Below are 25627 nucleotides of genomic sequence, written 5' to 3'. Positions count from 1 at the left end.
TGGGCAAGGGACGGATATTTCAGTGGCGCGGGTTGTACTCACCAGCATCGCAGGCTTGGCAATAATTGGGCTGCTGGTGTTTTTCGCCGAATTGCTGCTCTTGATTTTTGCCGGCGTCCTTATCGCCGCCATCCTCGATTCCGGCGTCAAGATGTTCAGGCGTGTGTTGCCCGTGCCGCGCATCCTGGCGCTGATACTGACCATTGTCCTGGCCATCGGCATTATCGGGTTTGCGCTGGTCGTGGGCGGAGTAACGGTGCTCAACCAGCTCGATGCCCTCAGCCGGGCGCTGGGCGATGCCTGGCGTATCGTTGCCGATCAACTCAATGATTGGGGCATACCGGTGCTGCGCACCTTCAATATTGAAGATGTCTGGGAGCGTCTGCCCGAACCCCAGACCATCTTCGGCGGCGCGGGCGCGGTGCTGGGCACGGGATTTGGAATGATTTCCAACATCCTTATCGTGTCGCTGATCGGGGTGTTCCTGGCAGCCGACCCGGCGCGCTATCGCGACGGCCTGGTGCTTTTCGCACCAGCGGGCTACCGCCCCCGCCTGCGCGTGGTCCTCGATAGGGCGGGCCAGACGCTGCAGCGTTGGCTGGTGGGCCAATTGGCGCTGATGCTGATCGTCGGCGCGACCACCACCGTGCTCCTGCTGATCGTGGGGTTCAATTTTGCCCTTTCCCTGGGCATCATTGCCGGGGTTCTCAACTTCATCCCCTTCATGGGGCCGATCCTGGCCTTCGTACCCATCGGGCTGGCAATGATCGGGCAGGATCTATCCACTGCATTGATCGTTCTGGCCGGTTATACCTTCATTCAGCAAATGGATGCCAATGTGCTCTCGCCTCTGGTGCAGGATCGCGTTGTGCATCTGCCGCCGGCGCTTACCATCGCATTCCTGCTGTTCATGGGCGTCATTTTCGGCCCGATCGGCGTGGCGCTGGCCACGCCGCTGCTCGCCGCGCTAAGGGTGCTGGCGCTCGAACTCTATGTCGGCGATGTCCTTGGTGATCGCGGAACCGACGATGACAACAAAGCTCTATAGCTCTTCGGTCGAAACCCGGTTCCCCTGGGCATCGATCCCGTAGACGATGGGCGCCCCGGTGGCGATTTCGCGCTTGAGGATCGCCTCTTCGTCAAGGCCCTCAAGCTTCATGACCAACGCCCGCAGCGAATTGCCATGCGCCGTGACCAGCACCGTCTTGCCGGCTTTGAGCAGAGGCTCGATCTCGGCCTGGTAATAGGGCAGCACGCGCGCCGCGGTGTCTTTGAGGCTTTCCCCGCCCGGCGGGGGCACGTCATAGGAGCGGCGCCAGATATGGACCTGCTCTTCGCCCCATTTTTCCCGGGCGTCGTCCTTGTTCAGCCCCGACAGATCGCCATAGTCGCGCTCGTTGAGTTTGTGATCGCGAACGATGGTGAGGTCGGTGATCCCCATTTCCTCGAGCATCAGATCGAGGGTGCTCTGGGCGCGGGTCAGGGCGGAAGTGAAATAGGCATCGGGAACGGTCCCGCGCGCCTTGAGCGCCTGCCCGGCCTTTTTGGCCTCCTCGATCCCCAGATCGGTGAGCCCGGGGTTCTTCCAGCCGGTGAACAGATTTTTCAGGTTCCATTCGCTCTGGCCGTGGCGAACGAGGATCAGCGTTCCCGTCATAATAGCTTCCTATTGATCGTTAAGGCCGAGCACGTCGGCCATGGAATAAAGGCCCGCGGGCTGCTCTGCAGCCCACAGCGCCGCCCGAAGCGCGCCGTCGGCAAACAGCGCCCGGTCGCGCGCCGAATGGGACAGGGTGATGGTTTCGGCCATCGATGAAAACAGCACCGAGTGCTCGCCTACGATGCCGCCGCCGCGCAGCGTGGCAAAGCCGATCGATCCGGGCTCGCGCGCGCCGGTATGCCCGTCACGAACCCGCACCGAACGCTCCGAGAGGTCGATGCCGCGCCCCTCGGCTGCAGCTTCCCCCAGAAGCAGCGCCGTGCCCGAGGGCGCGTCCACCTTGTGGCGGTGGTGCATTTCGAGAATTTCGATATCGAAATCGATGTCCAGGCTCGCCGCCGTCTTTTTGACCAGCGCGGCCAGAAGGTTCACCCCAAGGCTCATATTGCCCGATTTGACGATTCGGGCGCCTTCGGCTCCCGCCCTTGCGATCGCCGAATCGTCTTCGGGGGAACAACCGGTCGTGCCGATGATGTGGATCAGCTTGCGCTCGGCCGCCCGGCGGGCCAGCGCCACGCTCAATTGCGGCGCCGTGAAATCGATGATGGCCTCGACATGGTCAACGATATCGAGCGGGGTATCACCGATGACGACGCCCAGTGGCTCGAGCCCGACAAGGCTGCCGGCGTCCTTGCCCACAACATCTGAATGCTCCCGGTCCACCGCCGCTTTCAGCGCCATGCCGCCATGGGCCGAGACCGCGCGGATAACCGCCTGTCCCATGCGCCCGCCCGCGCCGACAACCCCGATCTTCAATGCCATTGTTCAGTCCCTTCAGGCCGCCTGCATTTCGGCCAGCACCGCCTGGGCGCTCTGGCGCGGGCTGGGTGCGGCAACGATGGGGCGCGCCACCACGAGATGAGAGGCGCCCGCCGCCAGCGCATCGGCTGGCGTCATCACCCGCTTCTGGTCGCCCCTGTCCGAGCCGGACGGACGGATGCCGGGGGTTACCACGGCCATGTCGGGGCCAACGATCTGGCGCACCGCGCGCGCCTCGAAGGCCGAGGCGACGACGCCGCCCATGCCCGCCTCGCGCGCCTGTCGCGCCCGCCGGGCCACGAGATCTTCAACCGAGATGCCATAACCGGCCTCGTCGAGATCGGCCTGATCCATCGAGGTGAGGACGGTAACACCGAGCAGGCACAGCGACGACCCTTCGGCGGCCCTGACCGCCGCTTCCATGGCCTTTGGATAGGCATGGAGCGTGAGCATGGTCGCCCCCGTCTCGGCGATTGCCGCCACGCCCTTGGCCACCGTGTTGTCGATGTCGAGGAGCTTGAGATCGAAAAACACGCGCTTTCCCGCCTTGAGCAGTTCCTTGCCCACCGTCAGTCCATCGCCGCCATAAAAGAGCTGGTAGCCGATCTTGTAGAAATCGACGATGCCGTCGAGCCGGGAGATCATGTCCTCGGCTTCACTGCGTGTCCCGACATCGAGCCCGACAATCAGGTCACCGGCCATTCCATGTCTCCCGCGTGCTTTGCTGTGTGAAGGCTCGATGCCACGAGTTGGCCGTGAGCGCAAGCACTCGGGCTCAAATCCCGCCGCGCGAAAAATGGGTGAGCTCTTTTATCATCTGGTCGATCTTGGCGGTGACCCCTGAATCGGCCACTGAGCCGTCGTCGGCAAAAGCGCTCGCCCCCGGGCCGACGCCAAGCAGGGTCGGCACCACCAGCGTGCCGATCTTGGACAGCGAATCGCGAAGATGGCTCTGGGCCCAGATGGTGCCATAGCGCCCCGAGGACACACCGCCGATCCCGAACACCGCGTGCCGGAACGGAGAAGGCTTCTGCCGGGAGAGCCAGGCGATCGTATTGACGATAAGCGGCGGCAACCCGCCATTGTATTCGGGCGTGGCGATAAAGACGATGTCGTGGGACCGGAACAGATCGGCCAGCCGGCTGGCCGCCTCAGGGACATTGTCGGGTTCGAGATCCTGATTGAAGATCGGCATTTCGAAATCGGCGAGCGTGATCGAATTGACCGCAACCCCTGCCTGCGCGAGTTTGGCATCCACCGCATCCTGGAGCTTCTTGTTGACCGAACCGGTTCGGATCGAGCCGCAAAGGGTAAGGGCGGTAGCCATTGGCATCTCCTTATTGGGTTTCGCGCCAGTTAAGCTTGGTCACGTTGGCTTCGGCAAGCGCGCGCGCAAAAAAGCCCCCCGCGCTGGGAGGGCTTTTCGGGAATGCCCGCTGACGGGCTCAGTGGAACATGGTCTTGAGCTTGTCGAAAAACCCTTCCGAGCCCGGCGAGGTTTCGCGATTGGAAAGATTTTCGAACTCTTCGAGCAGTTCGCGCTGCCGCTTTGAAAGTTTTTGCGGCGTTTCCACGTCGAGCTGGACATAGAGATCGCCCACCTGCTGGCTGCGCAGCACCGGCATGCCCTTGCCCTTGAGCCGCACCCGCTGGCCGGGCTGGGTGCCTTCGTTGACCTTGACCTTGGCGCGGCTGCCCTCAAGGGTCGGCACTTCGAACTCGCCGCCTAAAGCCGCTGTGATCATCGAAATGGGCACCTTGGCATAAAGATCGGCGCCGTCGCGCTGGAACAACTGGTGCGGCTTGACCGAAACGAAAATGTAGAGATCGCCGGCCGGTCCGCCGCGCAGGCCGGCTTCGCCTTCTCCGCCCAGACGGATACGGGTGCCGTCCTCGATGCCCTTGGGCACGTCGACCGACAGCGTGCGCGAGGTCTGCCGACGGCCCTGGCCGTGACAGTCCGTGCACGGCTGGTCCATGGTTTCCCCGCGTCCGTGGCATTGCGGACAGGTCTGCTGGATGGTGAAGAACCCCTGCGCCGCACGGACCTTGCCGTGCCCGCCGCACATGCGGCATGTGGAAAACCCGGTGCCCGGCTTGGCGCCCGACCCGTCGCAGGTTTCGCAGCCGACAAGGGACGGCACGTCGATATCGACGGTGGTCCCGGCAAAAGCGTCCTCGAGGGTGATTTCGAGATTGTAGCGCAGATCCGAGCCGCGCTGGCGGCCGTCGCGCTGGCGCTGGCGCGAGGCCCCGCCCATGAACTCTCCAAAAATGTCTTCGAAGATATCGGACATCGAAGAGGAAAAATCGTTCCCGAACCCGTTGGCGCCGCCACCGGCGCCGTTGAAGGCGGCATGGCCGAACCGGTCATAGGCCGCGCGCTTTTGCGGGTCCTTGAGCGTGTCATAGGCTTCGGAAACTTCCTTGAACTTGTGCTCGGCCTCGGTGTCGCCCGGGTTGCGGTCGGGATGGAACTGCATGGCCAGCTTGCGATAGGCGGATTTGAGCCCGGCGGCGTCGCAGGATTTTTCGACTCCGAGCACGGAATAGAAATCGGCTTTGCTCATCGTTTCAGAAAGTCCCCTTGTCGTGACGGGGGCAAGTGCGGGACGGATGCAAGATCATTTCTTGTGCCAAACCAACCGTTCGAGTTGAGCGCATGGGGGTATCGACGTCGCGTCGGACCCGGTTGCGTCTTTAATTAGGTATTGCTGCGGGCTGTTACCATAGCCGACGGCCAAAAGGCCAGCGCCTCGCTGATTCACGTGAAACCGGGCCCCGCAAAAGACAGTGCCGCCCGAAGGCGGCACTGGGGTCAACAAAAGTCGCGGCGATTATGCCGACTTCTTGTCCTCGTCGTCGTCCTTGACCTCTTCGAAGTCGGCGTCGACGACGTCGTCATCGGCCTGGGCGTCGCCCGCGGCAGCGGCTTCAGCCTCTTCCTGGCTCGCCTTGTACATGGCTTCTCCGAGCTTCATCGAAGCCTGGGCCAGGGCTGCGGCTTTTTCCTTGATCGCCTCGGGATCGTCGCCTTCAAGCGCTGTCCGCGTGTCGGCGATGGCGGTTTCGATCTCGGTCCGGATTTCGGCCGTTACCTTGTCGCCATGCTCCTTGAGCGAGGATTCGGTCGAATGCACGAGGCTTTCGGCCTGGTTTTTCGCTTCCACGACTTCGCGGCGTTTCTTATCGGTTTCCGCGTTCGCTTCGGCGTCCTTGACCATCTTTTCGATGTCGGCGTCCGAAAGGCCGCCCGAGGCCTGGATGCGGATCTGCTGCTCCTTGCCCGTGCCCTTGTCCTTGGCCGAAACATTGACGATGCCGTTGGCGTCGATATCGAAGGTCACCTCGATCTGCGGCACGCCGCGGGGGGCCGAGGGGATGCCCACGAGATCGAACTGGCCGAGCATCTTGTTGTCGGCCGCCATTTCACGCTCGCCCTGGAAGACCCGGATGGTCACTGCCGACTGATTGTCTTCGGCGGTCGAGAACACCTGGCTCTTTTTGGTCGGGATCGTGGTGTTGCGGTCGATAAGGCGCGTGAACACGCCGCCCAGCGTTTCGATGCCCAGCGACAGCGGGGTCACGTCGAGCAGCAGCACGTCCTTGACATCGCCCTGCAGCACACCCGCCTGGATGGCGGCGCCCATGGCAACCACTTCGTCAGGGTTCACACCCTTGTGCGGTTCCTTGCCGAAGAAGTTCTTCACCTCTTCCTGCACCTTGGGCATGCGGGTCATGCCGCCGACCAGAACGACTTCGTCGATCTCGCCAGCCGAAATCCCGGCATCCTTGAGCGCGGCGCGGCACGGATCGATGGTGCGCTTGATGAGATCCTCAACAATCGATTCGAACTTGGCGCGGGTCAGCTTGAGCTGGAGATGCTTGGGGCCCGAAGCGTCGGCCGTGATGAACGGCAAATTGACTTCGGTCTGGGAAGCCGACGAAAGCTCGATCTTGGCCTTTTCGGCAGCTTCCTTGAGGCGCTGCAGGGCGAGCTTGTCGCCGCGCAAATCGATGCCCTGCTCTTTCTTGAACTCGTCGGCGAGGTAATCGACAAGACGCATGTCGAAATCTTCACCGCCGAGAAAGGTGTCGCCATTGGTGGATTTGACTTCGAAAACGCCGTCGCCGATCTCAAGGATCGAGATATCGAAGGTGCCGCCGCCAAGGTCATAGACCGCGATGGTGCCCGATTCCTTCTTGTCCAGCCCGTAGGCGAGCGCGGCAGCGGTCGGCTCGTTGATGATGCGGAGCACTTCGAGCCCGGCGATCTTGCCGGCGTCCTTGGTGGCCTGGCGCTGGCTGTCGTTGAAGTAGGCCGGAACCGTGATGACCGCCTGGGTCACCGGCTCTCCGAGATAGCTCTCGGCGGTTTCCTTCATCTTGCCCAGGATCATGGCGGAGACTTCGGACGGCGAGGATTTCTTCCCGTCCGCTTCCACCCACGCATCGCCATTGTCAGCCTTGACGATCTTGTAGGGCACGAGGCCCTTGTCCTTGGTGACCATCGGGTCTTCGAACCGGCGCCCGATCAGGCGCTTGACGGCAAACAGCGTGCCTTCGGGATTGGTCACGGCCTGGCGCTTGGCCGGCTGGCCGACGAGGCGTTCGCCATCGTTTGAGAAGGCCACCATGGAGGGCGTGGTCCGCGCGCCTTCGGCATTCTCGATCACTTTGGGAGTTTTGCCGTCCATGACGGCGACGCACGAATTGGTCGTGCCCAGGTCAATACCGATTACTTTTCCCATTCCGAAACCTCATTTCTCGAGCGAGTCCTAAAATTTGGCTCTGACCCCTCAACGCGCCCATTCACGTTGCGGCATCGCATTGATCGGTCGTGCCGGACCCCTCTGGGGATGGATTTGGCCCGGTTTCCCGGGCTTGCTGGCTATATAAGGAGGGGGGGTGAGCCCTTCAAGCACGTCCCCCGTTTTGCTTGAATTTTTGTCAGGCCGACTTGTCGAGCCCCTCACCGGGCTCGGCATCCGCCTTGGGGCCCGGCTTGTTGCCGCCCTTGGCCACACCGACCATGGCCGGGCGCAAAACGCGCTCGCCAATGGCGTATCCGGTCTGGACCACCTGAACGACCGTGCCTTCGGGGACCGATGCGTCGGGGACTTCGAACATGGCCTGGTGGCGGTGGGGGTCGAACTTTTCGCCTTCCGCGACGATCGGGGTGACCCCGTTCTTCTGCAAAAGCCGCTGCATTTCGCGCTCGGTCATCTCGATCCCCTCGATCAGGGATTTGAGCGTGCCATCGGCGTTTTCGCGCGCCTCGGCGGGAATGACCATCAGGGCGCGCGACAGGTTGTCGGTGGCCACCAGCATGTCGCGGGCAAACCCGGCAATGGCGTAAGAGCGGGTGTCGGAGACTTCGCGCTCGGTGCGCTTGCGCAAATTTTCCATTTCGGCAGCGGTGCGCAGCACCTGATCGCGCAGCTGCTCTTTTTCAGCTTCGAGCTGGGCGATGCGCTCTTCAGCGGTCGGCTCGGTGGAAACAGCCTCGGGCTCCTGGGCCTGCTGGCGCGGATCGATGTCGTCGTTCGGCTCTGGCGTCGTGTTGTCGTCGCTCATCATTGCTCTTTCAACGATTGGGGAAGTTAAGCTTGGCTGCCATATCGGCCAAGGGCACAAATTTTTCAAGCCTCGTGGCGAAAAGCCGACAAATCAGAGCTAGAGCGCGTTCAGCAAAAGCATGTCCTCGACCTGATCGGGGATGGAAACGGTTTTGCGGTTCGGACGCGCGACAAAACAAGGACTTAGATCAAACCGGCGATTCGAAGACCCGAAGGGCCGCGCTAGCGAAAAGCGGATTTGGTCTAAAGCTCGCCTTTGCGCGAGATCAGCTTTGAAACCACGTGCGCGGTATAATCGACCACCGGAACGATGCGCGCATAATTGAGCCGGGTGGGCCCGATCACGCCGAGCACCCCCACCACCTTGTCATTGGCGTCCTTGTAGGGCGAAAGCACGACCGAAGAGCCCGAGAGCGAAAACAGCTTGTTCTCCGACCCGATGAAGATGCGCACCCCCTGGGCGGTTTCCGCGTCGTTCAAGAGATCGATCAATCCCTTTTTGGTTTCGATTTCATCGAACAATTGCCGCACCCGGGCCAGATCTTCCGATGCCATAGTGTCGTCGATCAGATTGGCCCGGCCGCGCACGATGAGCGTGGGGGCCGCGGTGTCGGCCTCGATCATCGATGCAAGTCCGGAATCCACAAGCCGCTGGGCGATGGTATCGAGTTCGGCCCGCTGGTTTTCCGATTGCCGGCGGATCGAATCGCGCGCCTGCTGCAATGTCTTGCCCACGATATGATGGGCGAGAAAGTTCGACGCCTGGGTCAATGCGCTCGCCGTCAGTCCCGGCGGCAGGGCGATGATGCGGTTTTCGACCTGCCCGTCCTCTCCCACAAGGATTGCCATGGCACGCTCGGGATCGAGCCTTACGAACTCGACATGCCTGAGCACCATGTCGGCCTTCGCCGCAATCACCATGCCCGCGCCATGCGAAAGACCCGAAAGCAAGGCACTCGCTTCGTTGAGAAGATCCTCGACGCGCCCCGACCGGCCCCCGCCCGAAATGTTGCGGGCGATCTGGTCGCGCTCGGTTTCGTTAACGGCGCCCACCTCGAGCATGGCGTCGACGAAAAACCGCAGTCCTTCCTGGGTCGGCGCCCGTCCGGCCGATGTGTGCGGTGCGGCAATCAGGCCCAGCTCTTCGAGATCGGCCATCACATTGCGCACCGAGGCGGGGGAGAGTTGCATGTCGAGCATTTTGGAAATGGCCCGCGACCCGATGGGCTCGCCGGTCTCCAGATAGCGCTCGACCAGGCGCCGGAAAATGTCCTGACTGCGCGCCGACAGGGTCGTCAGAAACTCGGGCGAATTTAGCGGGGTTCTTTCCATTTCGTCTTTTTCGCTTCAAGGGTCGGCGCTGGCAAGAAATTGAATCCAAACACAATCAAATGCCCAAGGTTAACTAAGTAGGAGAAATCACGGGGACCGCCAAGAGCGCGCCGCTTGTTCGAGCCCCCGTGAAGCGTTAAGAGGCTGGTAACCATATCAGCCAACAGGAAGACAGTTTTTATGCGGCCAAGCGGACGGGCAAGCGATCAGATGCGCGATGTGACAATTGAACGGGGCGTCGCGCCGCAGGCGGAGGGTTCCTGCCTCGTCTCGTTCGGGCGCACCCGTGTTCTGTGCACGGCCAGCGTCGAGACCTCGCTTCCGCCCTGGCGCCGGGGGCAGGGCCTTGGCTGGGTGACCGCCGAATACGGCATGCTTCCCCGCGCCACCGGCTCGCGCACCCGCCGCGAGGCCACCGCCGGCAAGCAATCGGGCCGCACCCAGGAAATCCAGCGCCTGATCGGGCGCTCGCTGCGCGCCGTCATCGACATGCAGGCCCTGGGCGAAAATCAGGTCATTTTGGATTGTGACGTGCTCGAAGCCGACGGCGGCACCCGCACGGCTTCCATCACCGGGGCCTTCGTTGCGCTGTCCGAAGCCATCTTCTGGATGAAGGAGCGCTCGCTTTTGAAGGGCGATCCCATCCGCGACCACGTCGCTGCCGTATCATGCGGCGTTTATCGCGGCACGCCTGTGCTCGATCTCGATTATCTTGAAGACAGCGAGGCCGATACCGACGCCAATTTTGTTCTGACCGGCTCGGGCAAATTCGTTGAAATCCAGGGCACGGCGGAAGCCGAACCGTTTTCCACCGAAGAGCTGGCCGCGCTGATCGGGCTCGCGCAAAAAGGCATTGCCGAGCTGGTCGAACTGCAGCGTGCTGCATTGGGGGCGTCATGACGATCAGGCTCAAGCGCGGCGACCGGCTGGTTCTGGCGACCCACAACAAGGGCAAGCTGGTCGAATTTCAGGACATGCTGAAAGATTTCGGCCTCGATATCGTCTCGGCCGGCGATCTGGGCCTGCCCGAGCCGGAAGAGACCGGCACCACATTTGTCGAGAACGCGCGGCTCAAGGCTCACGCAGCCGCCAAGGCCACTGGCGAAATCGCCCTCAGCGACGATTCGGGGATTTCGGTCGATGCGCTCGATGGCCAGCCCGGCGTCTATACCGCCGATTGGGCCGGCGTGCCGCGCAATTTCACCAACGCCATGCAAAAGGTTCAGGATCTGCTGGTTGAAAAGGGGGCGACGGATCGCTCCGCCCAGTTCAATGCAGTGCTCTGCCTCGCCCTGCCCGATGGCACCGACATGATCTTTGAGGGCGTCGCGCCCGGCACTCTGGTCTGGCCGCCGGTCGGGAATTCGGGGCACGGCTACGATCCCATGTTCAAGCCCGACGGGCATGAGAAGACCTTCGGCCAGATGAGTGCAGAGGAAAAGCATTCCTGGGCACCGGGCAAGGAGGGATTGTCCCACCGCGCCCGCGCCTTTGCAAAATTCGTAAAGGAAGCCCTTTGAGCGCCAACACCGCATTCGGGGTCTATGTGCATTGGCCGTTCTGCGCGGCCAAATGCCCCTATTGCGACTTCAATTCCCACGTCCATCACGGCAAGTTCGACGAAGACAGCTTCGTTACCGCCTATGTGAAGGAAATCGAGACCACCGCGCGTCGCGCTCCCGAACGGCTTGTCGAATCGATATTTTTCGGCGGCGGCACGCCCTCGCTCATGAAGCCGGCTTCGGTTGGCACCATCCTCAATGCCATAGCAAAGAACTGGCAGGTCGCCGACAAGGTCGAAATCACTCTCGAAGCCAACCCCACATCGGTCGAGGCCGAACGCTTCCGGGGCTATCGCGCCGCCGGGGTTAATCGTGTGTCCTTGGGCGTGCAATCGCTGCGCCCCGAACCGCTGGCCCGTCTGGGGCGGCTGCATTCGGTCGAGGATGCGGTGGCGGCGGTGCGGCTGGCCCAATCGATCTTCGATCGATCCAGCTTCGATATCATCTATGCCCGTCCCGACCAGACATTGGGCCAGTGGGAAGACGAATTGACCGAGGCGCTCGCGCTGTCCGAAGGCCACCTTTCGCTCTACCAGCTCACCATCGAATCGGGCACGCGCTATTTCGACCTGTTCAATGCCGGTAAGCTCAAGATGCCGTCCGAAGATCTTTCCGCCGACATGTTCGAAATGACCCAGGAGCTGACGGCGTCCTACGGGCTTCCCGCCTACGAGATTTCCAACCATGCCCGCCCCGGCCAGGAAAGCCGGCATAATCTGATCTATTGGCGCTATGGCGAATATGCAGGCATCGGTCCGGGTGCCCATGGACGGTTGATCATGGGCGGGGTGCGTCACGCCACCGCCGCCGAGCGCATGCCGTTCAAATGGTGGGAAAAGGTCATCGAGACCGGCGATGGCCTCGTTACCGACGACACGCTGACCTGGGACGAGGAAGGCGACGAATATCTCGTCATGGGCCTGCGCCTGCGTGAGGGAATCGATCCGGCCCGCTATCAGGCCCTCGCCCGCCGGGCCCTCACCGCGACCCAGATCGATTTTCTAAAAGGGATCGGTTTCATCGAAACCCTGCCCAATGGACGGTTGCGGGTGACCGACAAGGGCTGGCCCGTCCTCGACGCGGTGGTCGCCGATCTGGCCGCTTAACGGAACTCCGCCGCCGGCGGAATGCCCGCATCGGTGGAGCCACCATCGCTTGAGGCGAGCGGCAGCCCGCCCAACCGCGCGACGTCGATGGTGACGGCGGACCCCGAAACCACTTCGCGCATGACCAGCCCATATTCTCCCCGCCCGTCGAAATGGAGCCGGAACGGCCCGTCGCGCCCGGTAAAGCCGGCCGGCGAAACCAGCCCGTTGCCATAAGGCGGGGTCGCAAGGCTGAGGCTGGAATTGTTGGCTAGCAGCACCGCCGAATAAGCAAGGGTCGTCAGTTGATGCGGCTCGGCGCCGAACCGCGTGCGGTAGATCGGGCTCAGCGCGGCCAGTCCGGTCGGGTCGATGGCCGGATAGACGGCTCCGGCCAGATAGGACTGGTTGGTTATGGCCGAATCGCCTTCCCAATCCGCCGATCCCACGATCAGAACCCGCTCGCGCGGCAGCCGCGCCGCATCGAGCAAAATCCCGAAACTGGGCGCCGTCGCCCGGTCGGGGATATAGAGCGTATCGACGAAATTGGACCGCAGGGCCGGGGCGAGACGTTCAACGGCGGTGCGGGCCCGCGCCTCGCTGTCGAACATTTCGATGGCGGCGATCTGCATGCCGGCTTCCCCCGCGGCCAGCCGCAGGGCGTCGGCCTGCGCGTTGCCCAGCGGGGTATCGGGAATGATCGCGGCAATCGTGCTGCGTCCCTGCGCCCGGCCATAGGTCAGCGCGCGCATGATCTCGGCTTCCGGCAACACGCTGAGCAGATAGACCCCGTCGGTGGCCACGCTCGCGGTGGATGAAAATCCGATCAGCGGCGTGTCGTAGGATTTCGCGATCGCCCCCGCCAGCCCGACAGCATCGGCGGTGAGCGGCCCCAGGATCAACTCGGCCCCCTCTCCCAGCGCCTGCTGGGTGGCGGTGCGCGCCGTTTCCGGGCCGGCACCGGAATCCTTGATCACCAGATGAATGTGCTGGCCGCCGGTGCGGGCGATCTCATCCATGGCCAGCCTTGCGCCATTGAGCATGGCCCGCCCCACCGGGCCCGAACTGCCCGAAAGCGGCAGGATCAGCGCCACCCGGACCGGGCCGGTGCCAACGATTTCGCCCTGCGCGGGTGCCAACGCCGCCGCCATCGATTGCAGGGGCTGGACACGTCCGGTGTCTTGGATGGCCGGCCGGCCCGACGAGCAGGCCGCGAGTGCCAGCAGAAGGACCGCGCTCGACAGCGCCCTTGTCCAAATGTGCTGCAATCCCAGGTCCCCTTCCTTGTGCCGGACGCTGATCTTCTTCTGATTCGCGCCGGAACCGAAACGACCGCCCGCCTCGACAAACACCCTTCCGATGGTAAAAGAAGGGCGTCAAGCCAAGGGATCGCTGTGAGCCAGGACAAATCTTACCAGATATCGGGCCATCGCGTCTCGGTACAAAGCCCGGCCCCCGGTCTCTATCCGGTGTCCACCCCGATCGGCAATCTGCGCGACATCACCCTGCGCGCCCTCGATATCCTGGCCGGCGCCGATCTCGTTTTGTGCGAGGACACCCGCCATTCGGCCCGTCTGTTCGATGCCTACGGCATCAAAACCGCTCGCACGGCCCTGCACGAACACAATGAACGCGCCCGCATCGGAGCCATCCTCGATCAGATCAGGGACGGCAAGGCTATTGCGCTGATCTCGGACGCAGGAACCCCGCTTTTGTCCGATCCGGGATTTCCGCTGGTGCGGGCGGCACGCGAAGCGGGGATCGATATCTTTCCAATTCCCGGCCCCTCGGCGCTGCTCGCCGCGCTGACCGGGGCGGGCCTGCCCACGGATGCCTTTGCGTTCTTCGGCTTTCTGCCCCCCAAGACCGGCCAGCGCACCAACGCGCTCGCACCCCTGATCGGCCGCCCCGAAACCCTTGTTTTCTATGAATCGCCCCGCCGTCTGGGTGCGGCCTTGTCCGATATGGTACAAGCCTTCGGTCCGGACCGGCTGGCGGTGGTGGCGCTCGAATTGACCAAGCGCTTCGAGCGTTTCGAAACCGGCACGCTCGCCGATCTGGCCCAAACCTTTGCCGAGGATACCAAAGGTGAAGCGGTGATCCTCGTTGCCGGCTCGGACGGGGCGGCGCCACGGGCGGGGGGCGACTGGGAGGCGGCGCTGACCGAGGCGATGGGTCAAATGCCACTGCGCGCCGCAGTCGATCAGGTCTCGGTCCAGTTCGGTCTCAAACGCAAACAGGTTTACGATGCCGCTCTCGCGCTCAAGGCCAGCACCTGATCCGCGCCGCCGGGCCGAGCGCGCCGGCCGGTCAGCCGAAACACTGGCTTGCTGGCTGCTGCGCCTGAAATGCTATCGCATCGTCGCCACCCGCTACAAAACCCCGGTCGGCGAAATCGATATCGTAGCGAAAAAGGGCCGCAGTATCGTTTTTATCGAAGTCAAACAGCGCTCCGGCAGCGAAATGGCCCGCGATCAGGCGCTCGCCTCGGTCAACACCGCCCGCATCGTGCGCTGCGCCGAATGGTTCCAGTCGTCTCACCCCGCCTATCAAGGCTGGGATTTCCGTTTCGACGTGATAATTCTTGCACCGGGACGCTGGCCGCACCATCTGGTCAATGCCTTTACCGCCTGACGTTTTTCTTTTGAGGATCTTTCCATGTCCCTTTCCGTCGCCGTGCAGATGGACCCCATCGACGCCATCAACCCCTTGGGCGATTCCAGCTTCGCCCTGATGCTCGAAGCCCAGGCGCGCGGCCACACGCTGTCCTACTACACGCCCTCCACCCTCGCCCAGCGCGGCAACACGGTGAGTGCGCGCGTACACAAGGTCAAAGTCGACGACAAGGAAAAGGGCCTCCATTTCACGCTCGAGGATTGGCAGAAGACCGACCTGACCGCGTTCGATGTGATCCTGCTTCGCCAGGACCCGCCCTTCGACATGAACTACATTACCACCACGCACATGCTCGAACTGGTGCATCCGGAAACATTGGTGGTCAATCACCCCAAAGAGGTGCGCAACGCGCCCGAAAAAATCCTCGTCACCAGCTTTCCCGAGCTGATGCCCGATACGCTGATCACCCGCGATGAAACAGAAATCCGCGATTTCCGCGCCGAGTTCGGCGATATCATCTTAAAGCCGCTATTCGGCAATGGCGGCGCCGGGGTGTTCCGCATCCGCGAGGGCGACGAAAATCTCGGCTCGCTTCTCGAAATGTTCAACGCCAGCTTCCGCGAACCCTTCATGATCCAGCGCTATCTCCCCGATGTGCGCAAGGGCGACAAGCGCATCATCCTGGTCGATGGCAAGCCGGTGGCCGGGCTCAATCGCGTTCCTGCCGAAGGCGAATCGCGCTCCAACATGCATGTGGGCGGGCGGCCCGAGCTGTCCGAGCTGACCGCACGCGAGCATGAAATCTGCGAAATCATCGGGCCGGAGCTCAAAAAGCGCGACCTTATCTTTGTGGGCATCGACGTGATCGGCGGCTATCTCACCGAGATCAACGTTACCTCCCCCACCGGCATCCGCGAGGTCAAGCGCTTCGGCGGCCCCGACATCGCCGTCATGGTCTGGGACGCCATCGAATTGCGCCGCTAGAGCGCTTCCAGGATAAGTGGGCACCACTTATCCGGTTCGGAAGCGCGACAAAACAAGGACTTAGAGCAATTGGAGCGATTCGAAGAAGCGCTGAAATGCTCTAAAGCGCGTCCAGCAGAATGCGGGTTTGATCTAGATCAAGTCTGCTTTTCTTCGAATCGCGGACTTGCTCTAAGTCCTTGTTTTGTCGCGCGTCCGAACCGCAAAACCGTTTCCACTTTTGCTGGACGCGCTCTAGGCGGGCTTTGACGCGGCTCCGTCGAGCCACAAGGTGTCGCTCTCGTCCCGGTGCGTTCCGGTCGTTCCCACATGCTTGGAACCGATCCCGGGGCCATTTTTTATGACCTGAACCAGCGCCATGCCGTGACCGCGCCCCAGATCGTAATCGGCCTTGAGCCAGTCGAGAATGACCCCGGCCCTGGTTTCGGGGTCGTCGAACCCCTTGTCCTTTGCGATCGCGATGAGTTGGCGCGGGGTGAGCCCGGTCTTTTTCTCGACGGCGTCGAGATAGGCCTGAAACGACATTGAAGGTCTCCTTGGCTGGGGGGGCGTGATCGTCCGGCATGCCCCGATGCCGGGTACGACGGGCAGCGCGCCGCGTTTCCGACACTTGATTTCAACACCGCCCTTGCGGTTGTATCCTTCCCCTATAGGGTCGTCGTCTTGATTCACGTGGAACAAGCGGCTCATTGGGGACCGGAACGATGTCGGGCAATTTTCTCGTGGCTTTCGCCACATTCTTCGCAACGGTCGGCGTTGCCGATATCGCCTTCATCTTTGCCGGCCTGACACGCAACAATACCGCCAGGCAGCGCTTTGTCTTCGCCTCGCGTGGCGTGTTGATCGCCAGCGGCATTTTGCTGTTCTTCGCCTTTGCCGGCAACGCCATACTTGAAATCTTCGGCATCACCCTCCCCGCCTTGCGGGTGGCCGGCGGCATCCTGTTGCTCCTGATCGCCATCGACATGGTGTTTGCCCGCCATTCGGGCGCCACCGGAACCACCTCCGAGGAAGAGGCCGAAGGCATGTCGCGCACCGACATTTCGGTCTTTCCCCTGGCCATGCCGCTTTTGGCCGGGGCTGGCTCGATTTCCGCGGTCATCCTTCTGACCACCGGCGCCACCACCGATCTCGAATTCTGGATCGTTGTCGCAGCGCTGGTTGCAACCCTTGTCCTGGCCTGGCTGGCGCTTCTGGTCGCCATTCCCATTCAGCGGGTGCTCGGCCTCACCGGTATGTCAGTGGTGTCCCGCGTCGTCGGTATCCTGCTGACGGCGCTGGCCGTCCAGTTTGTCTTTGACGGTATTAGTGCCAGCGGGATACTCGGTGGCGCCAGCTGAGTGCTGGAGCGTTCCCCGCAAAAGTGCCAGGCACTTTTGCGGTTCGGGAACGCGACCAGTAAAAGATCATTTCAGCGGCGCGCACCGCCCCTGACCTGCGAGACGCATATAGGTGCGTGGGTCGCACCCGGTCAAAAAGAACTGGATCCAGTCACTTTCCGACCCGTACCAGGCGTTGCGGTCCACTTCCGTCCTTATGCCCGGCACCGTCCCGGTCTGGGTGTACTGCCAGAAGGTAAAGGGCCGGTTGGAATAGCGTTCATCGGGCTGGGCGGCGGTCGAGCGCAGCCACATGGGGTTGTCGATCTGGACGCCCTCGAGCACGTCGCGATGGAAATTGATGTCGGTATAGATCACCGGCACCTTGCCCGTATGGGCTTCCATGCCCGCCAGAAGAACCCGCACCTTCTCGAGCACTTCTTCGCGGCTCAAATTATGCTTGCACGATGAGCCGTTGTTCCATTCAAGGTCGAGCACCGGCGGCAGCGCGTCGGGCTCGGCGGGAACATTGGCGGCAAACCACGCCACCTGCTCGGCTGCCGGGCGGCACCAGTAAACGAAGTGATAGGCACCGCGCGGAATGCCTGCGGCCCGTGCCTGGTCCCAGTTGGTACGGAAATTGGGGTCGAGATAGTCCCCGCCATCGGTGGCCTTGATATAGGCGAACCGCGTTCCCGCCTGGGCCACGGCGCGCCAGTCGATATTGCCCTGATGGCGCGATACGTCGATGCCATGGATGGGCAGCGAATGGGCACGCGCGACGCCGGGATGAGGCTTGTTGTCACCCTTGGCCGGATAATAATTGGCTCCGCAGGCGGCCAGCACCCCGATCAGGGCGAGACCGGCCGCAAGGGGCAGGATCGTCTTGGTCAGCTTCGGCGAGCGGAAAATACGCGGCAGGGGCATGGAGCGGAAAACTCGGCAATTTGGGAAGAATTTGTCTCAAATTGTCTTGACCCGGTTCTCCTTAACACCCTCCTCACAAGCCTGGTTAACGATGCGTAAAACCCCGGAAGCGTGGCTTCCGGGGCACAAATTTTTCACCATCGAGCCGCCAATCAGGCCGCCAGCGCCCGCGCCTGTGAAATGACCGCCCTGTTGTCGTAGGGCTTGGCAATAAAGCTCGCTGCGATATCGGCACGCGCCTCGGCACGGCCCGAAGTCACCATCACGGGAATGTGCGGCCAGCGCTGCTTGACCGTTTCGGCCAGATCGAACCCGTTGAGCGCGCCGGCCAACTCGACATCGGTAAACACAAGCCCGATCGATCCGCGGGTTTCGAGCAGTTCGATGGCCTGCTCGGCGTCGGGGACCTCAATCACCGAAAAGCCGGCATCGACCATGGCCAGCGTGATATCGAGGCGCACCAGCGGCTCGTCCTCGACCACGAGGATCAGTGGGGATGCCTTTCTGTGTAACATGGTATCGTCTCCAGAATCACCAGCCGCCGCAGAACGGAAAATAGGGCCTCGGCCCACCGGCCGCGCCCTCGTTCGCGTCGATCTGGTGCGTAAATGTGTGGCCGGTTTCTGCGCGATTATGCGGCGCGGGTCCGGCCCGTTCGCTCATTTAATGCCCTCGCTACCCATACGTTCCGTCCAGGGCCCCGCACGGCTTGGTGATCGCCCATGCACTTAACGCATGTTCGCTAAACGTTCTTGTTCTGGGCGATCTTTCTTGCTAGCCTCGCGCCCGACTTCATCCATGCGAGGGGGACGGCATGGCAACGCGGATCACCACTGTGGCCTTTCTGGGCATCGAGGCCGTGCCCGTCGATGTGCAGGTGCAGATTTCGCCCGGCCTGCCGCGCTTCAATATCGTGGGTCTTCCCGACAAGGCGGTGGGCGAAAGCCGCGAGCGGGTGCGCGCCGCGTTGATCGCTTCGGGTCTTGCGCTGCCCGCCAAGCACATTTCGGTCAATCTCGCCCCCGCCGACCTGCCCAAGGAGGGCAGCCATTACGACCTGCCGATAGCTTTGGGGCTGATGGCCGCCATGGGCGCCATCCCCGGCGATATGCTGGAGCGGTTCATGGTGCTGGGCGAGCTGGCGCTCGATGGGCGCGTGTCGCCGGTGACCGGTATTTTGCCCGCTGCCATTGCCGCTAACACACGCGATCTGGGCATCATCTGCCCCGCCGCCTGCGGCGCGGAAGCGGCCTGGGCCGGCGAAAATATCGACATCGTCGCCATCGATACGCTTTTTGCGCTGGTCAACCACCTGGCCGGGCGGCAGATGGCGGCGCGGCCCCAGCCGGTCCGCGCCCTGCCCAACGCCACAGGCCCAGACCTCGCCGATATTCGCGGCCAGGAGGTGGCGCGCCGCGCGCTGGAAGTCGCCGCGGCCGGCGGGCATAATTTTTTGATGGTCGGCCCGCCCGGCGCGGGGAAATCCATGCTCGCCCAGCGCCTGCCCTCGATTTTGCCCCCGCTCAATCCGCGCGAATTGCTCGATGTGTCGATGATCGCCTCGATCGCCGGGGAACTGAAGGGGGGCCAGATTTCCGATCATCGGCCCTTTCGCGCGCCCCACCATTCGGCCTCGATGGCGGCGCTGGTCGGCGGCGGGTTGCGTGTGCGGCCCGGCGAGGCTTCGCTGGCCCACAATGGCGTGTTGTTTCTCGATGAGCTTCCCGAATTCCAGCCCCAGGCGCTCGACAGCCTGCGCCAGCCCCTCGAATCGGGCGAAACCATCATCGCCCGCGCCAATGCGCGGGTCACTTATCCCTCTCGCTTCCAGCTCGTTGCCGCCATGAACCCGTGCAAATGCGGCATGGCGGGGACGCCCGGCCACACCTGCCGGCGCGGCGAAAAATGCGCAGCCGACTATCAGGGGCGGGTCTCAGGGCCGTTCCTCGACCGCATCGACATCCGCATCGACGTTCCCGCCGTCAGCGCAACCGACATGATTGGCTCCAAACCGGGCGAACCCAGCGCCGTGGTGGCTCAGCGCGTGGCCACAGCCCGCGATATCCAGCGCCGCCGCTATGCCGGGCTCGACCTTCCGGGCGTCCACACAAATTCCGCCGCCCCCTCGAGCGCCATCGAACAGATCGTCGCCCCCGACCCCGAAAGCCGTGACCTCTTGCTCAAGGCCGCCGAAACCTTTTCGCTTTCAGCACGCGCCTATCATCGGGTGCTAAAGGTCGCCCGCACCCTGGCCGATCTGGCCGGCAGCGAAACCGTCGCCCGTCCCCACATCGCTGAAGCGCTCAGCTACCGGATCAACATGGCCAATGCCTGATATGAAAAGCGATGCCCCCCGCGATCCCGCCCTGCGCATGCTCGGAAAGCTGGCGCGCAACAATGCCCTTGCCAATTATCGTCTCGCCGGGGTTGTGGCCGGGCTCGACCCGTCTCAATTCGAGGCGAGGCGCACAAGCTTTTTTCCCTCGCTCAGGGCGACGCTCAACCATATCCTTGTCATCGACTGGTTTTATATCGATGCCCTCGACGGCGGCACGCTCGGCCCGAAAGCGTGGGAAAACGAGGAGCCCTTCGATACAGCGCCAGCGCTCTATGCCGCCCAGCGCCGGAGCGATGAAAAGCTCCTTGCATTCTGCGATGGGCTGGCGGGGGCCGATCTCGCCCGCCCCATCGCCATCCACCGTCAATCCCGTATCCAGACCGAACGCTGCGACGATGTGCTCACTCATCTTTTCGCCCACCAGACCCATCATCGCGGCCAGGCCCATGCCATGCTGGCCGGAACCGAGGCGGCCCCACCTCAACTGGATGAATTCATAGTGTCCGACGACGCCAAATTCCGCACCGAGGAATTGGCGGCGTTCGGCTGGACCGAGGCCGATCTGGGGTTTTAGAGCGTGTCCAGATAAAGTGGATACCACTTTATCGGTTCGGACACGCGACAAAACAAAGGTTTAGAGACAAGGATTTGATTCAATCAAATCCTGAACGGCTCTAGAAGAAGTCTGCCACAAAGCGAGAAACAGGGCCGCAAGCCCAACCTCCCCCACCAGGGTCATCCCGGGCGAGGACCCGGGAGCCAGTAAACGGCAGGGCGGCGGTTCTATCTGGGGCGTCGAGTGTACTGGACCCCGGCTCGGGGGCCGGGGTGACGGGGTGGTGAGCGAGGAAGAGCCGGCACGCCCTCCAAACTTGCTCGCTTTTAGGCCGCCAGCCCGCGATCCTTGGTCGCCATGAACACGAGCTCGGGAAAATCCTTGGCGCAGCGGTCGATTTCCCACTGGCTGGGCGCCAGGAACACCGGGTCGCCGTAGCGGTCCTCGGCGATATTGAGCCGATGCAGCGCCGCGAATTTATCAAATTGCGTCTTATCGTTGACCTTCACCCAGCGCGCCGTCACATATTGCGCCGGCTCGATGCGGATGGGCACCGAATATTCCGCCGCCGCGCGGCTGGTCAGAACTTCGAGCTGCAACGGTCCGACGGCGCCCACATAATATCCCGAGCCCAGCGTCGGCTTGAACACCTGCACGACACCCTCTTCGGCCAGATCGTTGAGCGCCTTGGCCAGCTGCTTGGTTTTGCTGGCATCCGAGAGATGGACGCGACGCAGCAATTCGGGCGCGAAATTGGGAATGCCGGTCACCGTCACATCGGGCCCCTCGGTCAGCGTGTCGCCCACCGAAAGCGTGCCGTGATTGGGAATGCCCACGACGTCGCCCGCCACCGCCTCATCAGCCAGCTCGCGCTCGCGCGCGAAAAAGAACATCGGATTGGCGACTTTGAGGTCCTTGCCGGTGCGCACGTTTTTCAGCCGCATGCCGCGCTTGAGCGTCCCCGACGCCACGCGCACGAAGGCCACGCGGTCGCGGTGGTTGGGGTCCATATTGGCCTGCACCTTGAAAACGAACCCCGTGCATGCGGCCATGGCCGGGTCGACCGGCTCGGGCCGCGCCGGCTGGGTGCGCGGTTCGGGCGCAAACCGGCACACCGCTTCGAGCAATTCGCGCACGCCGATCGATTTGAGCGCCGAACCGAAATAGACCGGGGTCAGCGTGCCCTCTTCGAACGCGCCCTGATCGAATTTGGGCAGGGATTCGCTGGCCAGTTCCAGCCCTTCCATCGAAGCGGCGATCTGCTGGTTCTGCGTATCCGCGAACCGGCTCGCCAGCGCTGCGATGCCTGGCGCCTCGGATTCAGGTTTGCCATCGGGGGAAATGAACCGCCCATGTTCGAGATCGATAAGCCCGTTGAAGTCGACGCCAGCGCCCACCGGCCACATCATCGGCGCAGTATCGAGCGCCAGGGTCTCCATGATCTCGTCGAGGATCTCGAGCGTATCGCGCGCCTCGCGGTCGATCTTGTTGACGAAGGTGATGATCGGGATGTCGCGCAACCGGCACACTTCAAACAGCTTTCGCGTCTGCGCCTCGATGCCCTTGGCCGCGTCGATCACCATGATCGCCGAATCCACCGCCGTCAGCGTGCGATAGGTGTCCTCGGAAAAGTCGGCGTGACCCGGCGTATCGAGCAGGTTGAGCGTCAGCCCGTCATGCTCGAACGTCATTACCGATGAGGTGATCGAGATGCCGCGCTTTTGCTCGATCTCCATCCAGTCCGAGCGCGTCCGTCGCCGCTCGCCGCGCTCTTTGACCTCACCTGCAAGATGGATGGCGCCCGAATTGAGCAGCAGTTTTTCGGTTAGCGTGGTCTTGCCCGCGTCCGGGTGCGAAATGATCGCAAAGGTACGGCGGCTCTTATAACCGGTGGACTCAAGGCTCACTGGGGCAAATCTCCGGGAAGATAAAGGCGATCGTCAAACCTGTATGGTTCGCGCGCCTGACTATACCAAATCGGTCCTCCTAAAAAGCCCTCCCTTTTCGCTGGACAGATCGCTCGGAGCAATTTACCAAGCAATGGCTTGTTTAAATGAGTCCCGCCATGACCGACGCTGCCTCTGGATGGTCCGCAATCATCTCGCCCCGCTATCTCGGCGCCACCGTAACCTTATGCCTGGGAGTCGCCCTGCTGGCCTTCAACGGCTTTCTGGTGTCCACCGCCCTGCCCACGGCTGTCGACGAGTTGGGGGGCGTTGCGCTGCTGTCCTGGGCGACCACTGTCTTCTTGGTCTTTGCCATTATGGGCGGCGCCGGCGCCGCACTGCTCAAGGCTCGGCTTGGCGCTCGCATGGGCCTGATCGCCGCCGCTTCGGTGTTCCTGCTCGGCTCGCTTCTCGCCGCTATTGCCGGCTCCATGCCAGAACTGCTTGTCGGTCGTGCGCTTCAGGGGCTGGGCGAGGGCATCGTTGCGGCAATCTGCTACGCGCTGATCCCCGAACTTTTCCCCTCAAGCCTGGTGCCAAAAGTGTTCGGCGCCGAATCGGTTGTCTGGGCTCTGGCCGCCTTTGGCGGTCCTGTGCTTTCGGGCGCCCTGACCGAAACCCTCTCCTGGCGCGCCGCCTTTGCGGTCAATCTGCCCGTTGGCGCCATCTTTATCGCCCTGGTGCTCGCAATCGTGCCGCCCGGCTTGCGGGAAAAATCCACCGGCCGCCTGCCCATCGTCCGGCTGCTGCTGATCGGCGCCGCCATCATGGCTGTCTCGGTCGGCGGCCTTTTGTCGTCGCCCGTTCTCACTGCCCTGTGCCTGCTGATCGCCGGCGCAACGCTGTTCGCCGTCATTGCCCGTGACCGCACGGCATCCACCCCACTGTTCCCCACCCACGCCTTCCGCTTCGATGACGTGGTGGGCGCCGGGTTGTGGGTCATCCTGCTCATGCCTCTGGCACAGGCCGGGTCCGCTGTGTTCCTGGTCTACGCGCTGCAGAACATTTTTGGTTTCGGCCCGACCCTCGCCGGAGTGATCGGCGCCGTCATGGCCATCACCTGGTCCAGTACCGCCATCCTCGTTGCAAACGTATCCGAGGCGGCTAGGCCCCGTCTCATTCGCCTCGGTCCCGTCCTGCTCGTTGCCGGTCTGGGGCTGCTCGCCATCGCCTTCGCAACCGGCCAGCTCCCCCTGGTTATCCTGGCACAAATCCTGATCGGCGCCGCCTATGGCACCTCATGGGCCTACACCAGCCAGACCATCATGGAGGCCGCCCGCCCCGGCGAGCGTGACCGGGCCTCGGCCCTTCTGCCCACCATCCAGTCGGCGGGCTATGGCATCGGCGCCGCCGTAGCCGGGCTGATTGCCAATACCGCCGGCATCGCCACGGCCCAGACCGCACAGCAATTGACGGCAGCGCTCGTGATCACCTTTGCCCTTTGCGCCCTCGTGTCCTTGCCCGCAGTCGCCGCCGCTCGCGCCATGACGCGGTGAAAAAGGGATTCACGTGAAGCAAATCGGGATTGCTTCACGTGAATCAAAAGCCGGGGACAAATATTGGCGCACTTGTCTCCGGCCTTGAACTCAGTGGAACTGGGCAGTCTCGGTCGAGCCCGCCATGGCAGTGGTCGAACTCGATCCGCCACCCACGGCCGTTGCCACGGCGTCGAAATAGCTCGTGCCCACTTCGCGCTGATGCCGCGTCGCCGTGAACCCGTCCTTCTCGGCGGCAAATTCGGCCTGCTGCAATTGCGAATAGGCAGCCATGCCCCGGTCCTTGTATCCGCGCGCCAGGTTGAAGGTGGTCAGCGACAGGTTGTGGAACCCGGCCAGCGTGATGAACTGGTATTTGTAGCCCATCGCTCCCAGTTCGCGCTGGAACGCGGCCATCTCCGCCTCGCCCATATATTTCGCCCAGTTGAACGAGGGCGAGCAATTATACGCCAGCATCTGGTCGGGATGCTCCTTGCGAATGGCTTCGGCAAAGCGCTTGGCGTCGTCAAGATTTGGCGTCGAGGTTTCGCACCAGATCAAATCCGCATAGGGCGCATAAGCCAGCCCGCGGGCAATCGCCGCGTCGAATCCGCCCTTGAGCCGATAGAACCCTTCCTCGGTCCGCTCGCCGGTGATGAACGGCGCGTCATATTCGTCGACGTCGGAGGTGATCAGTTGCGCCGCCTCGGCATCGGTGCGCGCCATGATCAGCGTGGGGACACCCATGACGTCCGCCGCCAGCCGCGCCGCATTGAGTGTGCGAACGAAGGTTCGGGTCGGCACCAGGACCTTACCGCCCAGATGCCCGCATTTCTTCTCGCTGGCCAACTGGTCCTCGAAATGGACGGCGGCGGCGCCGGCCTCGATCATCGCCTTCATCAGCTCGAACACATTGAGCGCCCCCCCGAACCCGGCTTCCGCATCGGCGATGATGGGCACGAAATAGTCGATGTCGGCGTCCGACTTGCCCTCGAAACGTTCCATGGTCTGGATCTGGTCCGCCCGTTGCAGCGCCCTGTTGATGCGCTTGACCACCGATGGCACCGAATCGACCGGATAAAGCGATTGGTCGGGATACATATTGCCCGAAGAATTGGCGTCCGCTGCCACCTGCCAGCCCGAAAGATAGATGGCCTTCAATCCCGCCTTCACCTGCTGGACAGCCTGGTTGCCGGTAAAAGTGCCCAGCGTAGGCACGAAATCCTCGCTATGGAGCAATTCCCACAACCGCCGCGCGCCATTCTCGGCCAGCGTGTGCCGGACCGGCAGACTGCCCGAAAGCCGGGCGACATCGTCGGGCATATAATCGCGGGCGATGGTCTTCCAACGATCCGGCGCCCATTCGGGTGCCTCGAAGGTTTGTGGGGTCGGCGATTTATCGAGCATTGAGAATTCCTCCTGAAAAGCT

Annotated in this window: 25 protein-coding genes; 11 read left to right on the top strand and 14 right to left on the bottom strand. The window is 62.8% G+C overall.

Annotated elements, in window-relative coordinates; genetic code table 11:
* Positions 1–22: 22 nt before the first annotated feature.
* Positions 23–1048, top strand: a complete 1026-nt coding sequence (locus ACP148_RS16655; protein ID WP_421951851.1) for an AI-2E family transporter — start codon at positions 23–25, stop codon at positions 1046–1048.
* On the opposite strand, the gene ACP148_RS16650 is transcribed toward ACP148_RS16655, so the two are convergent.
* The 8 genes from ACP148_RS16650 to hrcA all read right to left on the bottom strand — a co-directional run bounded on the left by ACP148_RS16650 (position 1043) and on the right by hrcA (position 9390).
* Positions 1043–1657, bottom strand: coding sequence for a 2,3-bisphosphoglycerate-dependent phosphoglycerate mutase (locus tag ACP148_RS16650; RefSeq protein ID WP_421951852.1), 615 nt, complete (start codon positions 1655–1657; stop codon positions 1043–1045). The two genes, ACP148_RS16655 and ACP148_RS16650, sit on opposite strands and share 6 nt — an antisense overlap.
* Positions 1658–1666: 9 nt before the next feature.
* The gene (gene dapB, locus ACP148_RS16645) at positions 1667–2482 is read right to left on the bottom strand and encodes a 4-hydroxy-tetrahydrodipicolinate reductase (RefSeq protein WP_421951853.1); all 816 of its coding nucleotides are present in this window, start codon (positions 2480–2482) and stop codon (positions 1667–1669) included.
* 12 nt (positions 2483–2494) lie between these two features.
* A complete protein-coding gene (gene pyrF / locus ACP148_RS16640; protein WP_421951854.1) occupies positions 2495–3181 on the bottom strand; it encodes an orotidine-5'-phosphate decarboxylase in 687 nt (228 codons plus the stop codon).
* 73 nt (positions 3182–3254) lie between these two features.
* Positions 3255–3806, bottom strand: coding sequence for an NADPH-dependent FMN reductase (locus tag ACP148_RS16635; RefSeq protein WP_421951855.1), 552 nt, complete (start codon positions 3804–3806; stop codon positions 3255–3257).
* 118 nt (positions 3807–3924) lie between these two features.
* On the bottom strand, positions 3925–5049 hold the full coding sequence (dnaJ, locus tag ACP148_RS16630) for a molecular chaperone DnaJ (RefSeq protein WP_421951856.1): 1125 nt from the start codon (positions 5047–5049) through the stop codon (positions 3925–3927).
* A gap of 267 nt (positions 5050–5316) precedes the next feature.
* Positions 5317–7230, bottom strand: a complete 1914-nt coding sequence (dnaK, locus tag ACP148_RS16625; RefSeq protein ID WP_425033585.1) for a molecular chaperone DnaK — start codon at positions 7228–7230, stop codon at positions 5317–5319.
* 199 nt (positions 7231–7429) lie between these two features.
* Positions 7430–8059: a nucleotide exchange factor GrpE gene (grpE, locus tag ACP148_RS16620; RefSeq protein ID WP_421951857.1), complete on the bottom strand. Its 630-nt coding sequence runs from the start codon at positions 8057–8059 to the stop codon at positions 7430–7432.
* A 242-nt stretch (positions 8060–8301) separates the two neighbouring features.
* Complete coding sequence (hrcA, locus tag ACP148_RS16615) at positions 8302–9390, bottom strand: heat-inducible transcriptional repressor HrcA (protein WP_421951858.1); 1089 nt, start codon at positions 9388–9390, stop codon at positions 8302–8304.
* Between the two features lie 180 nt (positions 9391–9570).
* On the opposite strand from hrcA, the gene rph reads away from it, so the two are divergent.
* The 3 genes from rph to hemW are packed head-to-tail and all read left to right on the top strand — an operon-like array spanning position 9571 to position 12058.
* Positions 9571–10290 carry a ribonuclease PH gene (rph, locus tag ACP148_RS16610; RefSeq protein ID WP_421951859.1) on the top strand — a complete coding sequence of 240 codons (720 nt, stop codon included), beginning with the start codon at positions 9571–9573 and terminating at the stop codon, positions 10288–10290.
* Between the two features lie 2 nt (positions 10291–10292).
* Positions 10293–10910 carry an RdgB/HAM1 family non-canonical purine NTP pyrophosphatase gene (gene rdgB / locus ACP148_RS16605; protein WP_421951880.1) on the top strand — a complete coding sequence of 206 codons (618 nt, stop codon included), beginning with the start codon at positions 10293–10295 and terminating at the stop codon, positions 10908–10910.
* Positions 10907–12058: a radical SAM family heme chaperone HemW gene (hemW, locus tag ACP148_RS16600; RefSeq protein ID WP_421951860.1), complete on the top strand. Its 1152-nt coding sequence runs from the start codon at positions 10907–10909 to the stop codon at positions 12056–12058. Before rdgB ends, hemW begins: the two co-directional genes overlap by 4 nt.
* Here hemW and ACP148_RS16595 read toward each other — a convergent pair.
* Positions 12055–13305 carry a penicillin-binding protein activator gene (locus ACP148_RS16595; protein WP_421951861.1) on the bottom strand — a complete coding sequence of 417 codons (1251 nt, stop codon included), beginning with the start codon at positions 13303–13305 and terminating at the stop codon, positions 12055–12057. The two genes, hemW and ACP148_RS16595, sit on opposite strands and share 4 nt — an antisense overlap.
* Before the next feature lie 126 nt (positions 13306–13431).
* Between ACP148_RS16595 and rsmI the strand changes: the two genes are divergently transcribed.
* From rsmI to gshB, 3 genes are read left to right on the top strand one after another with little or no spacing between them, the layout of a single operon-like run.
* Positions 13432–14316, top strand: a complete 885-nt coding sequence (gene rsmI / locus ACP148_RS16590; protein WP_421951862.1) for a 16S rRNA (cytidine(1402)-2'-O)-methyltransferase — start codon at positions 13432–13434, stop codon at positions 14314–14316.
* On the top strand, positions 14285–14671 hold the full coding sequence (locus tag ACP148_RS16585) for a YraN family protein (RefSeq protein WP_421951863.1): 387 nt from the start codon (positions 14285–14287) through the stop codon (positions 14669–14671). The genes rsmI and ACP148_RS16585 overlap by 32 nt, the downstream gene beginning before the upstream one ends.
* A gap of 24 nt (positions 14672–14695) precedes the next feature.
* Complete coding sequence (gene gshB, locus ACP148_RS16580) at positions 14696–15637, top strand: glutathione synthase (RefSeq protein WP_421951864.1); 942 nt, start codon at positions 14696–14698, stop codon at positions 15635–15637.
* A gap of 234 nt (positions 15638–15871) precedes the next feature.
* Here gshB and ACP148_RS16575 read toward each other — a convergent pair whose 3' ends face one another.
* Positions 15872–16162, bottom strand: coding sequence for a DUF4287 domain-containing protein (locus ACP148_RS16575; protein ID WP_421951865.1), 291 nt, complete (start codon positions 16160–16162; stop codon positions 15872–15874).
* A 179-nt stretch (positions 16163–16341) separates the two neighbouring features.
* Here ACP148_RS16575 and ACP148_RS16570 point away from each other — a divergent pair, with 179 nt between their 5' ends.
* Positions 16342–16977, top strand: coding sequence for a MarC family protein (locus tag ACP148_RS16570; protein WP_421951866.1), 636 nt, complete (start codon positions 16342–16344; stop codon positions 16975–16977).
* 66 nt (positions 16978–17043) lie between these two features.
* On the opposite strand, the gene ACP148_RS16565 is transcribed toward ACP148_RS16570, so the two are convergent.
* Together ACP148_RS16565 and ACP148_RS16560 are read right to left on the bottom strand one after the other, a co-directional pair.
* Positions 17044–17883 (bottom strand): GH25 family lysozyme, encoded by an 840-nt coding sequence (locus tag ACP148_RS16565; protein ID WP_421951867.1) that lies wholly within the window; start codon positions 17881–17883, stop codon positions 17044–17046.
* 152 nt (positions 17884–18035) lie between these two features.
* The gene (locus tag ACP148_RS16560) at positions 18036–18398 is read right to left on the bottom strand and encodes a response regulator (RefSeq protein WP_421951868.1); all 363 of its coding nucleotides are present in this window, start codon (positions 18396–18398) and stop codon (positions 18036–18038) included.
* A 299-nt stretch (positions 18399–18697) separates the two neighbouring features.
* On the opposite strand from ACP148_RS16560, the gene ACP148_RS16555 reads away from it, so the two are divergent.
* Both ACP148_RS16555 and ACP148_RS16550 read left to right on the top strand, forming a co-directional pair.
* The gene (locus tag ACP148_RS16555) at positions 18698–20218 is read left to right on the top strand and encodes a YifB family Mg chelatase-like AAA ATPase (protein ID WP_425033584.1); all 1521 of its coding nucleotides are present in this window, start codon (positions 18698–18700) and stop codon (positions 20216–20218) included.
* Positions 20211–20795, top strand: a complete 585-nt coding sequence (locus tag ACP148_RS16550; protein WP_421951869.1) for a DinB family protein — start codon at positions 20211–20213, stop codon at positions 20793–20795. Before ACP148_RS16555 ends, ACP148_RS16550 begins: the two co-directional genes overlap by 8 nt.
* Before the next feature lie 308 nt (positions 20796–21103).
* Here the strand turns inward: ACP148_RS16550 and ACP148_RS16545 are convergent, their stop codons facing one another.
* Positions 21104–22684, bottom strand: a complete 1581-nt coding sequence (locus tag ACP148_RS16545; protein WP_421951870.1) for a peptide chain release factor 3 — start codon at positions 22682–22684, stop codon at positions 21104–21106.
* Positions 22685–22842: 158 nt separating this feature from the next.
* On the opposite strand from ACP148_RS16545, the gene ACP148_RS16540 reads away from it, so the two are divergent.
* Positions 22843–24219, top strand: coding sequence for an MFS transporter (locus tag ACP148_RS16540; RefSeq protein ID WP_425033583.1), 1377 nt, complete (start codon positions 22843–22845; stop codon positions 24217–24219).
* A gap of 90 nt (positions 24220–24309) precedes the next feature.
* On the opposite strand, the gene aceA is transcribed toward ACP148_RS16540, so the two are convergent.
* The gene (gene aceA, locus ACP148_RS16535) at positions 24310–25605 is read right to left on the bottom strand and encodes an isocitrate lyase (protein WP_421951873.1); all 1296 of its coding nucleotides are present in this window, start codon (positions 25603–25605) and stop codon (positions 24310–24312) included.
* Positions 25606–25627: the final 22 nt, after the last annotated feature.

The organism is Pelagibacterium sp., assembly GCF_965249125.1.
GTDB lineage: Bacteria > Pseudomonadota > Alphaproteobacteria > Rhizobiales > Devosiaceae > Pelagibacterium.
The sequence above is the reverse complement of the archived record's forward strand: the minus strand, read 5'-3'. Positions and strand labels throughout refer to the sequence as shown.

Excerpts from the sequence above, each read along its gene's own strand:
- ACP148_RS16650 (WP_421951852.1), bottom strand. The coding sequence starts at position 1,657 with ATGACGGGAACGCTGATCCTCGTTCGCCACGGCCAGAGCGAATGGAAC.
- dapB (WP_421951853.1), bottom strand. The coding sequence starts at position 2,482 with ATGGCATTGAAGATCGGGGTTGTCGGCGCGGGCGGGCGCATGGGACAG.
- pyrF (WP_421951854.1), bottom strand. The coding sequence starts at position 3,181 with ATGGCCGGTGACCTGATTGTCGGGCTCGATGTCGGGACACGCAGTGAA.
- ACP148_RS16635 (WP_421951855.1), bottom strand. The coding sequence starts at position 3,806 with ATGGCTACCGCCCTTACCCTTTGCGGCTCGATCCGAACCGGTTCGGTC.
- dnaJ (WP_421951856.1), bottom strand. The coding sequence starts at position 5,049 with ATGAGCAAAGCCGATTTCTATTCCGTGCTCGGAGTCGAAAAATCCTGC.
- dnaK (WP_425033585.1), bottom strand. The coding sequence starts at position 7,230 with ATGGGAAAAGTAATCGGTATTGACCTGGGCACGACCAATTCGTGCGTC.
- grpE (WP_421951857.1), bottom strand. The coding sequence starts at position 8,059 with ATGATGAGCGACGACAACACGACGCCAGAGCCGAACGACGACATCGAT.
- hrcA (WP_421951858.1), bottom strand. The coding sequence starts at position 9,390 with ATGGAAAGAACCCCGCTAAATTCGCCCGAGTTTCTGACGACCCTGTCG.
- rph (WP_421951859.1), top strand. The coding sequence starts at position 9,571 with ATGCGGCCAAGCGGACGGGCAAGCGATCAGATGCGCGATGTGACAATT.
- ACP148_RS16585 (WP_421951863.1), top strand. The coding sequence starts at position 14,285 with ATGCCGCTCTCGCGCTCAAGGCCAGCACCTGATCCGCGCCGCCGGGCC.
- gshB (WP_421951864.1), top strand. The coding sequence starts at position 14,696 with ATGTCCCTTTCCGTCGCCGTGCAGATGGACCCCATCGACGCCATCAAC.
- ACP148_RS16575 (WP_421951865.1), bottom strand. The coding sequence starts at position 16,162 with ATGTCGTTTCAGGCCTATCTCGACGCCGTCGAGAAAAAGACCGGGCTC.
- ACP148_RS16570 (WP_421951866.1), top strand. The coding sequence starts at position 16,342 with ATGTCGGGCAATTTTCTCGTGGCTTTCGCCACATTCTTCGCAACGGTC.
- ACP148_RS16565 (WP_421951867.1), bottom strand. The coding sequence starts at position 17,883 with ATGCCCCTGCCGCGTATTTTCCGCTCGCCGAAGCTGACCAAGACGATC.
- ACP148_RS16560 (WP_421951868.1), bottom strand. The coding sequence starts at position 18,398 with ATGTTACACAGAAAGGCATCCCCACTGATCCTCGTGGTCGAGGACGAG.
- ACP148_RS16555 (WP_425033584.1), top strand. The coding sequence starts at position 18,698 with ATGGCAACGCGGATCACCACTGTGGCCTTTCTGGGCATCGAGGCCGTG.
- ACP148_RS16550 (WP_421951869.1), top strand. The coding sequence starts at position 20,211 with ATGCCTGATATGAAAAGCGATGCCCCCCGCGATCCCGCCCTGCGCATG.
- ACP148_RS16540 (WP_425033583.1), top strand. The coding sequence starts at position 22,843 with ATGACCGACGCTGCCTCTGGATGGTCCGCAATCATCTCGCCCCGCTAT.
- aceA (WP_421951873.1), bottom strand. The coding sequence starts at position 25,605 with ATGCTCGATAAATCGCCGACCCCACAAACCTTCGAGGCACCCGAATGG.